Here is a 13,863-nt window from a genome sequence, read left to right as displayed (position 1 = left end):
GTGAAGCTGGTTGCGCAGGATGGACGGACGCTGCAGCGTGTTTTGATAGAAATTGAGGTGCTCAGAACGTGTAGTCCAGCGTGACGTAGAGCGAGCGCGGCTCGCCCGGTGTGACGGCCGCAAAGCCCGCGGCCGTGGTGGATGCGTCCACGTAGTAGCGCCGGTTGGCGGCGTTCTTCAGGTTGGCCTGCAGTCGCACGCCGCCGCCGAACTGGTAGCCCAGCGCGAGGTCCACCACGGTGTAGCCGGGCAGGCGCCACCGGTTGTCGTTGGCGGTGAACTTGTCGCCCTGGTGGACCAGCCCGCCGCCGACCCACAGGCCGGGCACCCGGGGCAGGCGGTACTGGGTCCACAGCGAGGCGGTGCGCCGCGGGGCGAGCGCGACGCGGTGGCCCACGTTGGCGCCGGGCACGGTGTCGGCCAGCACCTTGGGGTCGAGGAAGGTGGCCTGCGCGGTGACGCTCCAGCCCGGGGTGATGCGGCCTTGGGCCTCCACTTCCAGCCCCTTGATGCGCTGGCGGCCCGTCAGCACCGAGTAGCCGGGGTGCTCGGGGTCGTTGGCCGGTGCGTTGGTCAGTTCCAGCGCGAAGGCCGACACGGTGGTGAGCAGGCGCTGGCCCAGCCATTCCTGCTTCCAGCCCACCTCCAACTGCTTGCCCTCGGAAGGCGGTGCCGCGCGGTCGCCCCACAGCAGCGTGCCCGAGTTCGCCTGGAACGAGCGCGCATGGCTCACATAGAACATGCTGGCGGGCAGGGGCTGCCAGCTCAGCGCGGCGCTGGGCTGGGTCTTGCTCAGATCCGTGGCGGGCTTGGTGTAAGCGTCCTTGAGCCGGTCGTGGCGCAGGCCCAGCAGCAGGCTGAAGTCGCCCAGGGCGAGCCGGTCCTGCACGAACAGGCCCGTGTTGCGCGTGTCCGAGGCCACGGCGGCCCTGCCGCCCGAAGCCGCGGGCGGCACCAGGCCCGTCACGGGCTGGTACAGGTCCACTGCACCCAGGTTGCCCGTGCCACGCGCACCGTACACGCCCTCGATGGCACGCCAATCCAGCCCGGCGAGCAGCGTGTGGCGCACGGGACCCGTCCGCACTTGTGCGCGCAGTTCGGCCAGCGCGGTGTCCGACGTGTAGTTCTGCCCCGGTGCCAGCCAGTAGCTGCGCGCCACCTGGCCGCCCGTCACCGGGCCGATGGGGTAGACCATGTTCACGTTGCGAAAGGTCTCGTTGCGCGACAGGTGCACCCGCCCTTCAAGGCTGTCTGTGAAGCGGTGCTGCAGCTCCGTGGAATAAAAGCGCAGGTGCCCGTCGGTGCGCAGCCAGGGCTCGCCATAGAAGGTGCCCACCGGGAGCACGTCCGCGCTGCGCGGGTTCTGCGGGTCGGGCACCGCCAGCCCCACGGTGGATACGCCTTCCAGGCTTTGGTACTCGGCCTGTGCGCGCCAGCGCGTGTCCGGCGTGAGCTGCCATTCCAGGCTGCCGGCCAGGCCCTGCTTGCGCGGCCTGTTGCCGTCCACGAAGCTGCCGCCGCGGCTCGCGCCGCCGTCCAGCCGGTAGCGCAGCGTGCCGTCGGCATTCAGGGGGCCGGTGAGGTCGAATTCGGCATTGCGCCAGCCGTGGCTGCCCGCACCGATCTTCACGCTGCGCAGCGGATCGGCCTGGGGCCGCTTGCTCACGTAGTTGACGAGGCCGCCCGGTGCCACCTGGCCGAACTCCAGCGCGGCCGGGCCCTTGATGACCTCGACGCGTTCGATGTTGAACAGCGGTGGATCGAGCAGGTGCACGAACTTGGCACCGTCACGCAGGTAGTTGTAGGTGTTGTTGGCCCACAACCCGCGGATCGCGAACTGCGAGTACGAGCCTGCGTATTCGCTGCGCGAGGACACGCCGGCCGCGTTGCGCAGCACGTCGCGCTCCGTGGTGGCCAACTGCTGCTCCAGCAGCGCGCTGTCGATCACGCTCACGGCGCGCGGCGTCTCCAGCACTGGCAGGCCCAGGCGCGAGCTGCTTTGCGCGCGGCGCGCGGGCGTGGCGGCGGCGCCCGCCGTGGAGTCGACCACGTCTACCTGGCGCAGGGTGGCGGTTGCCGCCGGCGCGCCTTGCGGGGCCTCGGCGGTCTGCGCGATCGCGCTGCCGCACAGCAGCCACAGCGCGGCCTGCGCGGCCAGGGCCACGGCCGTGCGCCGCGGCCGGGGAACAAGGGGAGGTTTCATGGCGGTAGGGGATGCAAGGGGCGGGACACCGCTCAGCGCGCCTTGGCGGGCGGTGCGGGCAGGGCGGGCAGGGCAGGCGATATGGCGCCGTGCGTCTGCACGAAGCTCAGCGTGGTCACGTAGCTCGCTTCGCCATAGGGCTGGCCCAGGTGCTCGCCGGGGGTCTTGTCGGTGTGCTGGACCTCGGCCACGTACTGGCCCTGCCATGGCAGGGCAAAGCGCACCGTGCCGTCTTCGCCGGTGGTGGCCTCGCGCGACCAGCCGGAGGGCGCCACCAGCGTCACCTTGGCCTTGGGCAGCGGGACGCCCTGGAACACCACGCGCAGCGTGCCGTCCTGCCCCGTGGGCACGAGGTCCAGGGGCGCGGCGGCGTCCACCGGCTGCGCCAGGCTGGACACCCAGCGCGCCGCGGGGCGCCACAGCAGCGGCGGACGCTGCGTCTTGCTGCGGTCGATGAGCGGGTACGGGGCTTCCGCCCAGAGCGTGTCCACAGCGCTTTGCGGCGCATAGACGAAGGCCGTGGGCGTGCGGCGGCCTTCGGTCGACCGCGCTCCGGCCTGGCGTAGCACAGGCACTGCGGTGAATTTATCCAACAGGCCCGGCGAGGTCTCGCGCAGGTTATCGGCGTATTCACCGAAGTGCAGGCGCGTCTCGTTCGGTGCCTGCTCCAGCCAGACCTGGTGGGCCTGTGCAGCGCCGCCAGCCAGCAGCAGCGCACCGGCCAGCCGCGCGAGGGGGTGTCGAGGGATGAGGGACATGGGCGTGTTCTCCTGTGAATGGATGGATGTATGCGAGGAATGGCGTTTGCTATTGAATGGATAGCTGTCAGCGCTTTACGGATAAGCGCTGTGGCAGGTTTTTATGTGAAATACAGGCAGGCGCATGAAGGCTCTCGCAAGGGCGCCACGGGGCGCTTTTTGGATAACGCTGGCTGCCTGCGCCAGCCGGGCGGCTGGCGTGGGTGGCTCTGAAAGAAGTGCGTGTGCGTCGGCACACCGGCCCGCGATGCGGGCCATGCGGGCTCAGCCCGGCCCGGCGCCGGCGCAGCCCGTGGCCGCGGCCCCTACGAACAGCGCAGCCAGCAAGGCCGCCACGCCGGCGGTAGGCAGCCAGCGTGGTCGCCAGGTGGCCAGCGCCGTGGCGGCCAGCGCTGCCAGCGAGAGGGCTACGCCCCACCACACCAGGCCCATGGGCACGGTCGGGGCCGGCCGTCCCACGGCATGGGCCAGGGCCGCTGCCAGCAGTACCCAGCCCGCGCCGCGCAGGCGCTGCAGCGTGGGGGCGGTGGCGGATCGGCGCAGCGCGTCCTCGTGGTGCCGATCCATGCCCAGGGCCATGGCGCACCAGCCGGCCAGGCACAACAACAGTTCCGTCATCTCAGGCTCCCGCGCGGTGGCCGCGCGCGGCCGTTAGGTGTGCCGGCACGGCCGCTGGGGGCCTTGCGCCAGCGGTCGCCCGCAGGGGTCGCAGCCGGTAGGCCAGCGCCAGCAGCAACGCGCCGGTGGCGAGGAATGCCAGGTCCATGCCCGCCAAAACCCAGTCGCGGGCTGGCAGGCTGACGCCCAGGTGCGCGTGCGTGGTGGCTGCGTTCAACAGCGGCAGCAGCGCCCAGAGCGCCCCGGCCAGTGCCAGCAGGGCGCACCAGCCGCGCCGGCCCGGCGAGACGGCCGCGAGCAGCAGCGCTAGCGCCCATGCGCTGAAGAAACAGGCCAGCTCTGCATCGGCCCGCGCCGCCCAGTGCAGCGGCAGCAGCCGGTTGGCAGCGAGGTAGACCGCCAAAGCCAGCGGCAGGCCGGCCAGCGCCGCCAGGTTGAGGGTGGACACCAGCCGCTCGCCGAAGGGCAGGCGCTGGGGCTGCCCGGCATGGGGACGCCGTGCCTGCGCTTGGCGTTTGACAGTCCACAGCACCAGGCCGGTGGCGATCATCAGGCTGCCCAGCACGCCGAAGCCGAACAGGGCCCAGCGCAGGCCGGGACCTGCGAACCGTGCAAGGTGCAGGCCGTAGAGCACGCCATAGGTCTGCCGTGCCGCGCCGGCGGGGGCGGCTTCGTGCAGCAACTGGCCACTGGCGCCATCGAACCACAGGCGTTCGGGACCGTACTGCAGGCGGTCGCCGTCATGGCGCGTGACCTCCAGGCGCACATCGCCGCCGGGGTCGCGCTGCGCGCGCAGGCGCTGCACGCGCCCTCCCTGCCAGTGGGCCTGGGCCTGCTGCATGGCAGCGGCCACGGCCAGCGGTGGCAGGGGCGCGGGCGGACCGGCCCGGGCGGAGCCCGCGCTGCGCGGGGCGTCCCCCTGCAGTTCTGCGAAGTAGCTGGCCGTGTCGGTGCCGCGTGCGCCGGGATACACGGCGGCAATGCCCGCCGGCAGGTACAGCGAGTGAAAGATCATGAGTCCGCTGAAGGTGATCACCAGGTAGAACGGCAGCGCCAGCACGCCGCTGACGTTGTGCGCATCCAGCCATGCACGCTGGCCGCCCTTGGCGGGGCGAAAGGTGAAGAAGTCCTTGAAGATGCGCCGGTGCGTGACCACGCCGGTGAGCAGCGCCACGAACATCAGCAGCGTGGCCGCGCCCACGATCCAGCGCCCTTGCAGCACCCAGCGGCCCTGGTGCGCGGTGCGCAACTCGAAATGGAAGCGGTAGAAGAAGTCTCCCCCCGCCGTGGCCCGTGGCGTGAGGATGTCGCCGGTGGCGGGGTGCACCAGCAGGGTCTGGAAGCGCTCGCGCGGCCCAGCGTGCCACAGCAGCGACACCTCGGGCTGGCGCTCGTCGGGCAGGCGCATGATCCACTGGGTGGCCTGCGGTGCGTGCTGCCGCAGGGCGGCCAGGGCGCGCTCGGCGACGGCTGCCGCGTCATCTGCCTTGGCGGGCGGCAAGGCCTGGAGTTCGGGGCGCATCCAGTGGTTGAACTCGGGCTTGAAATACGACAGCGTGCCCGTCACGAAGATGGCAAACAGCAGCCAGCCCAGCAGCAGCCCCGCCCAGGTGTGCAGCCAGGCCATGGCCTGGCGAAAGCCCTCGCGTGCGGGGGCGCGGGATGCATCGGCGGGCGGGCTCATGCGGCACCCGCCAGCCATTGCAGCACCTGGGCGGCCAGCCCCAGCAGCATCGCAGGGCCCAGCACGCCGCACCAGGCCTGCCAGGCCGTGCGCGCAAAGAAAACCCAGGCGATGGTCAACGCATAGACCAGCCACGCCAGCAAGGTGGCGGCCAGCACGGCGTCCACGCGGGTGCTGCGTTGTGCCAGGGCCAGCGCGGCCGCAGCCGTGAAGGCCGCCGTGAGCGCATAGCCTCCCGCCACCGCGGCCAGTGTGCGCGAGGCTACGGCGAGCCGGTAGCGCCACAACGGTTGCGTGGGCCTCATCGGACTCCCTCCTGTGCCGCGAGGGAGCGGGACGGCCGCACGGCGGCCGAGGCCTCGCCGTTGAACAGGGGCGGGGCAGTGTCGAGGCACGGCGTCAAGGCGGAGCAGGCGCGGATCACAGGCTACTTAAGATATGTCATGAGAACGATTCGCATTTAAGTATAGGTGAGAAATGCCTGCGTACGTGAAGGCCGTCCGCCGTTGCGATGCGTGCGCGCGACAGGTGCCGCTGCGCCGGCACCACAGGCAGGCCCAGGCACGGCGCCGGCTTGGCCGTGCACCGCAAAACGGGCTGTAACGTTGCGGAAGCGTCCGCGTGAGCGTCAGCCGCGCTCAACCGGCCGGCCGGGGTCGCTGCACCACTCGCTCCAGCTGCCGGCAAACAGGGCCGTGGGACCCAGGCCCGCGATTTCCATGGCCAGCAGGTTGGGCAGGGCACTCACGCCGCTGCCGCATTGATGGACGACGGTGGCGGGGTCGCGGCCATCCAGCAGGTTGGTGAACTCGGCACGCAGCTGCTCCGGGCTCTTGAAGTGGCCGTCCGTTCCCAGGTTCAGGCCGAAGGGGCGGTTGAGTGCGCCGGGGATGTGGCCCGCCACGGGATCCAGCGGCTCCACCTCGCCCCGGTAGCGCGGTGTGGCGCGCGCGTCGACCACCGTCTGGCCGGGTTGACCCAGTTGCGCCAGCACCTCCTGCGCGCTCACCAGCCGGCGCAGCGGCGCCTGCAGCCGAAAGTGCGACTGGAAACGCGCCGGCTCGTCGCCGCTGGCCACCGCGCCGCCGGCGGCCTGCCAGGCCTGCAGCCCGCCGTCGAGCACGGCCACGGCATCATGTCCCGCCCACTTGAGCATCCACCACAGGCGGCCGCAGTAGTTGGCGCCGTTGCGGTCGTACACCACGGCCTGCATGTCATTGGCAAAGCCGATGTCCGAGAGCCAGGTCGCAAATCGCTCGCGGTTGGGCAGCGGGTGGCGCCCGCCCGATGCGGGCTCGTCCGCCGCCGAGGCCACGACCGTGCCGCCCGCGCCGGGGGCGCCATGGCGGGCGCTCAGGTGCTTGTCTAGGTCGGCGTGGAAGGCGCCGGGGATGTGCGCCTCGCGGTATTGGCTGGCGCCCAGGGTGGGTTGGGTGAGGTCGAAGCTGCAGTCGAACACCATCAGCGGCTGGCCGCTGTGCAGGAGGGACTGCAGTTCAGGAACGGAGATCAGCGTGGTGTAGGGCATGGTCGGGCTCTGTGCGTATCGATCAGGCCCCATTGTCGCGGCGTTGGGCGCGCCAGCGCGTCAGTGTTCTTCGGCAGGCGTGTCCGGCGCGGCCCGGGCACGCAGTACGGTGGCCGTGATGCCGCTGCCCACGATGAGCGCCATGCCCGCCCAGCCGATGAGTGGCAACTGGTCGCCGAACAGCGCCACGCCGTAGATGCTGGCGAAGACGATGCCCGAGTACTGCAGGTTGGCCACCACCAGCGTGCCGCGGGCGGTGAGGGCGCGCGAGTAGGCACGTGTCATGCACAACTGCCCGCCCGCGGCCAGCAGGCCCAGCGGCAGCAGCCACAGCGCGGGCCACCCGGGCCAGTCGGACATACCCGTGACCAGCATAGCCGCGCCGCCGGCTACGGCCGAGCCCACGGCGAAATAGAACACGGTGCGCGTCTCGGGCTCGCCCAGGCGCGACAGCGCCACCACCTGCATGTAGGCGAACGCGGCGGTCAGGCCCGAGCACAGGCCCACCAGGCCCGCGAAGGCCTGGTTGTCGTCGATGCTGGGGCGCAGCATCATGACCACGCCCGCGAACCCGACCAGCACGGTCAGCACCAAGGTCACCTGCAACGGCGGGCGCGGCTGCGCGCTGGAGGGGCGCCAGGCGAGCAACGCGCCGCCGATCAGGAAGGCGGCGATCCACACGCTGCTCATGTAGTTGAGCGTCATCGCCGTGGGCAGGGGCAGGTAGGCGATGGCGTAGAACCACGCGCCCAGCGATGTCACGCCGATCAGGCTGCGCCAGGCGTGCATGCCGGGGTAGCGTGTGGCCAGCGCCACCTTTTGCGAGCGTGCCAGCGCCCAGAGGATGGCCATGCCGATGAAGCCGCGGTAGCAGACCAGCTCGGCCGCGTTGAAGTAGGCCGAGGCCATCTTCACGCAGACCCCCATGCTTGCGAACAGGAACGCCGCCAACACCATCCAGAGCGCTTGCATGGAAAACCTATGGGTATGAATAAAAATAGCTGCCAGCGCTTGTGTATCAAGCGCTGGCAGCTATTGTAATGGTAGCGTGGGGCGGCGGTGTGGGGCCTTAGCCGCGGGACACGGCGGCACCCATGCGACCGCGGTACCACTCGTGGAAGTGCTGCATGCCGTCCTCCATGGGGCTCTGGTAGGGGCCGACCTCGTTGTCGCCGCGTTCCATCAGGGCCTTGCGGCCCGCGTCCATGCGCTCGGCGATCTCGTCATCCTCGATGCAGGTTTCCATGTAGGCCGCACGCTGCGCCTCGACGAACTCGCGCTCGAAGGCGACGATTTCCTCGGGGTAGTAGAACTCCACCATGTTCAGCGTCTTGTCCACACCGATCGGGTGCAGCGTGCTGACGGTGAGCACGTGCGGATACCACTCCACCATGATGTGCGGGTAGTAGGTCAGCCAGATCGCGCCGCGCTCGGGCATCTTGCCTTCGCGGTACTTCAGCAGCACCTCGTGCCACTTCTTGTACACGTCGGAGCCCGGCTTGCCGAACGTGGAAGCCACCCCCACGGTTTGCACGGAGTATTCCTTCTGGAACTCCCACTTCAGGTCGTCACAGGTGACGAAGTTGCCCAGGCCTGGATGGAACGGACCCACGTGGTAGTCCTCCAGGTAGACCTCGATGAAGGTCTTCCAGTTGTAGTTGCACTCGTGCAGTTCCACATGGTCGAGCGCATAGCCCTCGAACGACAGCTCACGCTGCGTGCCCATGCCGGCCAGGTCGGCGGCGATGTCGCGACCGTTGTCCTCGAACAGCAGGCCGTTCCATTCGCGCAGCTTGTAGTTGTTGAGATTCAGGCAGGGGTCGTGCGCGAAATGCGGCGCGCCCAACAGCTCGCCGCTGGTGGAATACGTCCAGCGGTGAATCGGGCAGACGATGTTGCCGCCCGCATGGCCCTTGCCTTGGGCCTGCAGGTTGCCGCGGCCCTTGAGCATCACCGCCTGGCGGTGCCGGCAGACGTTGGAGATCAGCTCCACCTGCCCCTGGGCATTGCGCACGAGGGCGCGGCCCTCCTTTTCCTGGGGCAGCGCGAAGTAGTCGCCCACCTCGGGGACTGCGAGTTGGTGCCCCACGTAGCGGGGCCCTCGCTGGAAGATCGTCTCCAGTTCGCGCTGCAGCAGCGCTTCGTCGAAATAGCTGGAAACTGGTAGTTGGCTTGCGGCCTGCTGCAGTTGAAGACTTAAATCAGACATGGGTGACCTGACCTAAAGACTCCCCACAGGGAGGGTGCGCGTGCGCACGGGGCTATAGAAAAAACGAAACCGGCCCAGGGAAGTACTCCATAGCCGGTTCGTAGTGAAGGAATGGGATTATAGGTGGTGGGGTTATTTCCGCGGCGGGTGTACGTGTATTGCGCGCGCCTAGCAAGCCGCGTGCGGCGTCCGGGGCGGCGATCTCCCGCCGGCCGCGGGGGCATCCCCGCGGCCTTCGCCGGGCAGGCGCGGGGCCCTGCGCCTAAAATTGGCCGTTTCCACTTGCGCCCTTGGCGCTGCGTCTCCATGGCCAAGGCTCCCGCCGCCCCTTCATCCACCCAGCCCGATCCCGTCAGCTACGAAGCCGCACTGGAAGAGCTTGAACAGCTCGTGGGCCGCATCGAGTCGGGCCAGCTACCGCTGGACCAGATGCTGGCGGGCTACCAGCGGGGCGCGGTGCTGCTGAACTTCTGCCGCGCGCGCCTGGACGCGGTACAGGACCAGATCAAGGTGCTGGACGAAGGCACGCTGCAGCCATGGACGCAGGAGTGACGCCCGCCATGTCCGCCGTACCTGTGTTCGATTTCGATGGCTGGATGCGCGCGCAGCTTGCGCGGGTCGAGGACGCCCTGTCCCACTGGGTGTGCCCCGATGCGCCCGCAGGCCTGGGCGAGGCCATGCGCTATGCCGTGCTGGATGGCGGCAAGCGCCTGCGCCCGCTGCTGGTGCTGGCAGCTTGCGAGGCCGTCGGTGGAAACGCGCAGGCCGCCCTGCGCGCCGCCTGCGCGGTGGAGCTGATCCACGCCTATTCGCTGGTGCATGACGACATGCCCTGCATGGACAACGATGTGATGCGCCGCGGCAAGCCCACGGTGCATGTGCGCTTTGGCGAAGCGCGTGCACTGCTGGCGGGCGACGCACTGCAGGCGCTGGCGTTTGAGCTGCTCACACCCGAGGAGGGGGTACCGCCGGCCATGCAGGCGCGGCTGTGCCGTGAGTTGGCCCGCGCCGCGGGCGCCGACGGCATGGCCGGCGGGCAGGCCATCGACTTGGCCAGCGTGGGCCTGCAGCTGTCTGAAGACCAGTTGCGTCAGATGCACCGCCTTAAGACGGGCGCGCTGCTGCAGGCCAGCGTGGTGATGGGCGCGGTCTGCGGCCAGACCCCGGAGGGCACGCTGCGCGCGCTGAGCGACTACGGCGCAGCCATGGGCCTGGCCTTCCAGGTGGTGGACGACGTGCTGGACGTGACCCAGGACTCCGCCACACTGGGCAAGACCGCCGGCAAGGACGCCGCGTGCGACAAGCCGACCTATGTCTCGCTGATGGGGCTGGAGGCCGCGCGCGCGCATGCCGAAGCCCTGCGCGCGCAGGCACTGGCGGCGTTGGCCGCCAGCGGCCTGACCGACACGCGGGCGTTGGCGGCGTTGGCCGACATGGTGGTGCGCCGTTCGCATTGATGATGGGCAAGGCTGCGCATGGCGGGGCTGGTGTCTTTTTATGAATCAAATTGGCCTCTAGCGCTTGTTCATCAAGCGTTAGCAGCTACTAAAAACATAGCATATGTCCACGACGAACTATCCGCTGCTTGAGCGCGTGAACGATCCCGCCGACCTGCGCCGGCTGCCCCGTGCCGAGCTCAAGGCACTGGCTACGGAGCTGCGCGCCTTCGTGCTGGAGAGCGTGTCCAAGACCGGCGGGCATCTGTCGTCCAACCTGGGCACGGTGGAGTTGACCGTGGCGCTGCACGCCGTGTTCGACACGCCGCGCGACCGGCTGGTGTGGGACGTGGGCCACCAGACCTACCCGCACAAGATCCTGACCGGGCGGCGCGACCGCATGCCCTCGCTGCGCCAGCTGGGCGGCCTGTCGGGCTTTCCGCAGCGCGCCGAGAGCGAATACGACACCTTTGGCACCGCGCACTCGTCCACCAGCATCTCCGCGGCGCTGGGCATGGCGCTGGCGGCCAAGCAGCGCGGCGACGAACGCCGCTGTGTAGCCATCATCGGCGACGGCGCCATGACCGCCGGCATGGCCTTCGAGGCGCTGAATAACGCCGGCGTGGCCGACGCCAACCTGCTGGTCATCCTGAACGACAACGACATGAGCATCAGCCCGCCCGTGGGTGCACTGAACCGCTACCTGGCGCAGCTCATGAGCGGACAGTTCTACGCCAAGGCACGCGACGTGGGCAAGAGTGTGCTCAAGAACGCGCCGCCGCTGCTGGAGCTGGCCAAGCGCCTGGAGCAGCAGGCCAAGGGCATGGTGGTGCCGGCCACGCTGTTCGAGAAGTTCGGCTTCAACTACATCGGCCCCATTGATGGGCACGATCTGGACTCGCTGATTCCTACGCTGGAAAACATCCGCGGCCTCAAGGGCCCGCAGTTCCTGCACGTAGTCACCAAGAAGGGCCAGGGCTACAAGCTGGCCGAGGCCGACCCGGTGGCCTACCACGGCCCGGGCAAGTTCGACCCGCGCGTGGGCCTGGTGAAACCGGCCACGCCGCCCAAGCAGACCTTCACGCAGGTCTTTGGCCAGTGGCTGTGCGACATGGCCGAGAAGGACGAGCGCCTGGTGGGCATCACGCCCGCCATGCGCGAGGGGTCGGGCATGGTGGAGTTCCACCAGCGCTTTCCCGAGCGTTACTACGACGTGGGCATCGCCGAGCAGCACGCCGTGACCTTTGCCGCCGGTATGGCGTGCGAGGGGGTGAAGCCGGTGGTGGCGATCTACTCGACCTTCCTGCAGCGCGCCTATGACCAGCTCATCCACGACGTGGCGCTGCAGAACCTGCCCGTGGTGTTTGCCCTGGACCGTGCGGGCCTGGTGGGTGCGGACGGCGCCACGCACGCCGGCGCGTATGACATCGCTTTCGTGCGCTGCATTCCCAACATGAGCATGGCCTGCCCGGCCGACGAGCGCGAATGCCGCCAACTGCTCACCACCGCCTACGAGCAAGACCACCCTGTGGCCGTGCGCTACCCGCGCGGCGCGGGCGTGGGCGTGGCGCCGCTACCCGGTCTGGAGGGGCTGCCCTTCGGCAAGGGCGAGGTGCGCCGCAAGGGCCGGCGCATTGCCATCCTGGCTTTCGGCACGCTGCTGTACCCGGCGCTGCAGGCGGCCGAGGCGCTGGACGCCACGGTGGTGAACATGCGCTGGGCCAAGCCGCTGGATACGCAGTTGCTGCTTCAGGTGGCAGCGGAGCACGATGCGCTGGTCACCGTCGAGGAGGGCTGCATCATGGGCGGCGCCGGCAGTGCCGTGGCCGAGGCGCTGGCCGCCGCAGGCGTGCAGCGCCCCTTGCTGCAACTGGGCCTGCCCGACGCGTTCATCGAGCATGGCGACCCGGCCAAGCTGCTGGCCCTGCAGGGGCTGGACGCCGCTGGCATACAGCGCTCCATCACCGAGCGCTTCGGCGCATTGCCGGGCGAGCAGGCGCTGGCAGCGGCCTGACGCGCTTTCCTTCCCTTCACAACAATGCAGTCATCCCGCGGCAGCGTGCCGCTGGGATGCGTCGCGGCGCCTGTGCAGCCCATCGCGGAGGCCTGCGCTGCTCCTTGCCCGGCCGAGTAATACGCGCCATTCGCGGATTTTTCAGGGGAAACCCGCAACGGGGCCGGCAACCCACGTTTTTACAATTTACCTCCGCTCATCGGCGGGATTCAGCGGCGCGTACACTCAACCGCGTTACTGTTTGTTTGCTTCATCATTTCGGAGAATTTGTCCATGGATCGTCGCTCAATCATCAAGCAGGCCGGTTTGGCTGGCGTACTCGCAGCCGGGGTTGCACCCGCAGTGCATGCCCAGGCCGCCGTTCGCTGGCGCCTTGCCTCCAGCTTCCCCAAGTCGCTGGACACGATCTTTGGCAGTGCAGAAAAATTGTCCCAGGCCGTCAAGGCGATGTCGGGCGGCAAGTTCGAGATCTCCGTGCACCCCGCCGGCGAGCTGATGCCCGCGTTTGGCGTGGTGGATGCGCTGCAGGGCGACACCATCGATATGGCCCAGACGGCCGCCTACTACTTCACCGGCAAGGACCCCGTGTTCGCCTTCAGCTGCGCCGTGCCCTTCGGCCTGACCACGCTGCAGATGGCCGCCTGGAAGGACCACGGCAACGGCCGCAAGTACCTGGATGCCTTCTTCGAGAAATACAACTTCAAGACCGCCAGCGCCGGCAACACCACCACCCAGATGGGCGGCTGGTACCGCAAGGAAATCAAGACCGTCGCTGACCTCAAGGGCCTGAAGATGCGCCTGGGCGGCGGCGTGTTCGGCGAGGCCATGGCCAAGCTGGGCGTGGTGGCGCAGAACATGCCCGCCGGTGACGTGTACCAGGCGCTCGAGAAGGGCACGCTGGACGCCGTGGAGTTCGTTGGCCCGTACGACGATGAAAAGCTGGGCTTCAACAAGGTGGCGCCGTACTACTACTATCCCGGCTGGTGGGAAGGCTCCGCTGACCTGGAGTTCTTCATCAACATCAAGAAGTACAACGCCCTGTCGCCCGAGCACAAGGCGATCCTGGACGCAGCCACCCGCGTGGCCGCTGCCGACATGACCGCCAAGTACCAGGTGTTCAATCCGCGCGCCATCAAGAACCTGGTGGCCAACAAGACGCAGCTTAAGGCGTTCCCCAAGGCGATCATGGACGCCGGCTTCAAGGCGTCGATGGAAGTGTTTGCCGAGCACGAGGCCAAGTCGCCCGAGTTCAAGAAGATCCACCAGGACATGCGCGCCTTCCAGCGCGACCAGATCCTGTGGAACCGCTTCTCGGAGTTCCCGTTCAACCAGTACATGAACAGTGTGAAGATCTGATCGCGTGGCGGGCTGCTGCCCTTGCGGCGGCGGCTTGCGACCAATCCAACGAGGCCG

12 protein-coding genes are annotated in these 13,863 nt (G+C 68.9%); 4 read left to right on the top strand and 8 right to left on the bottom strand.

All coding sequences use genetic code 11. The annotated features are described in order from the left end of the window. Positions 1 to 61 precede the first annotated feature (61 nt). The 8 genes from BA022_RS10295 to BA022_RS10260 all read right to left on the bottom strand — a co-directional run bounded on the left by BA022_RS10295 (position 62) and on the right by BA022_RS10260 (position 9,000). Positions 62 to 2,203, bottom strand: a complete 2,142-nt coding sequence (locus tag BA022_RS10295) for a TonB-dependent siderophore receptor (protein ID WP_088887444.1) — start codon at positions 2,201 to 2,203, stop codon at positions 62 to 64. Positions 2,204 to 2,235: 32 nt separating this feature from the next. Continuing rightward, a complete protein-coding gene (locus tag BA022_RS10290) occupies positions 2,236 to 2,961 on the bottom strand; it encodes a DUF4198 domain-containing protein (protein WP_088887443.1) in 726 nt (241 codons plus the stop codon). Between the two features lie 264 nt (positions 2,962 to 3,225). After that, the gene (locus tag BA022_RS10285; protein WP_088887442.1) at positions 3,226 to 3,579 is read right to left on the bottom strand and encodes a DUF3325 domain-containing protein; all 354 of its coding nucleotides are present in this window, start codon (positions 3,577 to 3,579) and stop codon (positions 3,226 to 3,228) included. A gap of 1 nt (position 3,580) precedes the next feature. Then, positions 3,581 to 5,263: a PepSY-associated TM helix domain-containing protein gene (locus BA022_RS10280; protein ID WP_088887441.1), complete on the bottom strand. Its 1,683-nt coding sequence runs from the start codon at positions 5,261 to 5,263 to the stop codon at positions 3,581 to 3,583. Then, positions 5,260 to 5,568, bottom strand: a complete 309-nt coding sequence (locus BA022_RS10275) for a DUF3649 domain-containing protein (protein WP_088887440.1) — start codon at positions 5,566 to 5,568, stop codon at positions 5,260 to 5,262. Before BA022_RS10275 ends, BA022_RS10280 begins: the two co-directional genes overlap by 4 nt. A gap of 323 nt (positions 5,569 to 5,891) precedes the next feature. Beyond that, positions 5,892 to 6,791: a sulfurtransferase gene (locus BA022_RS10270; RefSeq protein WP_088887439.1), complete on the bottom strand. Its 900-nt coding sequence runs from the start codon at positions 6,789 to 6,791 to the stop codon at positions 5,892 to 5,894. A gap of 60 nt (positions 6,792 to 6,851) precedes the next feature. Continuing rightward, positions 6,852 to 7,763 carry a DMT family transporter gene (locus BA022_RS10265; RefSeq protein WP_015912681.1) on the bottom strand — a complete coding sequence of 304 codons (912 nt, stop codon included), beginning with the start codon at positions 7,761 to 7,763 and terminating at the stop codon, positions 6,852 to 6,854. A 97-nt stretch (positions 7,764 to 7,860) separates the two neighbouring features. Further along, positions 7,861 to 9,000: an aromatic ring-hydroxylating oxygenase subunit alpha gene (locus BA022_RS10260; RefSeq protein ID WP_015912682.1), complete on the bottom strand. Its 1,140-nt coding sequence runs from the start codon at positions 8,998 to 9,000 to the stop codon at positions 7,861 to 7,863. Between the two features lie 306 nt (positions 9,001 to 9,306). Between BA022_RS10260 and xseB the strand changes: the two genes are divergently transcribed. The 4 genes from xseB to BA022_RS10240 all read left to right on the top strand — a co-directional run bounded on the left by xseB (position 9,307) and on the right by BA022_RS10240 (position 13,806). Continuing rightward, positions 9,307 to 9,552, top strand: coding sequence for an exodeoxyribonuclease VII small subunit (gene xseB / locus BA022_RS10255; protein WP_015912683.1), 246 nt, complete (start codon positions 9,307 to 9,309; stop codon positions 9,550 to 9,552). A gap of 8 nt (positions 9,553 to 9,560) precedes the next feature. Next, the gene (locus BA022_RS10250; protein WP_228403564.1) at positions 9,561 to 10,457 is read left to right on the top strand and encodes a polyprenyl synthetase family protein; all 897 of its coding nucleotides are present in this window, start codon (positions 9,561 to 9,563) and stop codon (positions 10,455 to 10,457) included. Between the two features lie 103 nt (positions 10,458 to 10,560). Beyond that, the gene (gene dxs / locus BA022_RS10245; protein ID WP_088887437.1) at positions 10,561 to 12,450 is read left to right on the top strand and encodes a 1-deoxy-D-xylulose-5-phosphate synthase; all 1,890 of its coding nucleotides are present in this window, start codon (positions 10,561 to 10,563) and stop codon (positions 12,448 to 12,450) included. 273 nt (positions 12,451 to 12,723) lie between these two features. Beyond that, positions 12,724 to 13,806 (top strand): TRAP transporter substrate-binding protein, encoded by a 1,083-nt coding sequence (locus tag BA022_RS10240; protein WP_011804476.1) that lies wholly within the window; start codon positions 12,724 to 12,726, stop codon positions 13,804 to 13,806. Positions 13,807 to 13,863 lie beyond the last annotated feature (57 nt).

The sequence above is a fragment of the Diaphorobacter nitroreducens genome, from assembly GCF_002214645.1.
Taxonomy (GTDB): domain Bacteria; phylum Pseudomonadota; class Gammaproteobacteria; order Burkholderiales; family Burkholderiaceae_C; genus Diaphorobacter; species Diaphorobacter nitroreducens.
This window is presented reverse-complemented; position numbering and strand designations above follow the sequence as displayed.

What these genes read in the sequence shown, in the direction of transcription:
- BA022_RS10250 (WP_228403564.1), top strand. Translation starts at nt 9,561, where the DNA reads ATGTCCGCCGTACCTGTGTTCGATTTCGATGGCTGGATGCGCGCGCAG.
- xseB (WP_015912683.1), top strand. Translation starts at nt 9,307, where the DNA reads ATGGCCAAGGCTCCCGCCGCCCCTTCATCCACCCAGCCCGATCCCGTC.
- BA022_RS10290 (WP_088887443.1), bottom strand. Translation starts at nt 2,961, where the DNA reads ATGTCCCTCATCCCTCGACACCCCCTCGCGCGGCTGGCCGGTGCGCTG.
- BA022_RS10265 (WP_015912681.1), bottom strand. Translation starts at nt 7,763, where the DNA reads ATGCAAGCGCTCTGGATGGTGTTGGCGGCGTTCCTGTTCGCAAGCATG.
- BA022_RS10260 (WP_015912682.1), bottom strand. Translation starts at nt 9,000, where the DNA reads ATGTCTGATTTAAGTCTTCAACTGCAGCAGGCCGCAAGCCAACTACCA.
- BA022_RS10295 (WP_088887444.1), bottom strand. Translation starts at nt 2,203, where the DNA reads ATGAAACCTCCCCTTGTTCCCCGGCCGCGGCGCACGGCCGTGGCCCTG.
- BA022_RS10240 (WP_011804476.1), top strand. Translation starts at nt 12,724, where the DNA reads ATGGATCGTCGCTCAATCATCAAGCAGGCCGGTTTGGCTGGCGTACTC.
- BA022_RS10275 (WP_088887440.1), bottom strand. Translation starts at nt 5,568, where the DNA reads ATGAGGCCCACGCAACCGTTGTGGCGCTACCGGCTCGCCGTAGCCTCG.
- BA022_RS10285 (WP_088887442.1), bottom strand. Translation starts at nt 3,579, where the DNA reads ATGACGGAACTGTTGTTGTGCCTGGCCGGCTGGTGCGCCATGGCCCTG.
- dxs (WP_088887437.1), top strand. Translation starts at nt 10,561, where the DNA reads ATGTCCACGACGAACTATCCGCTGCTTGAGCGCGTGAACGATCCCGCC.
- BA022_RS10270 (WP_088887439.1), bottom strand. Translation starts at nt 6,791, where the DNA reads ATGCCCTACACCACGCTGATCTCCGTTCCTGAACTGCAGTCCCTCCTG.
- BA022_RS10280 (WP_088887441.1), bottom strand. Translation starts at nt 5,263, where the DNA reads ATGAGCCCGCCCGCCGATGCATCCCGCGCCCCCGCACGCGAGGGCTTT.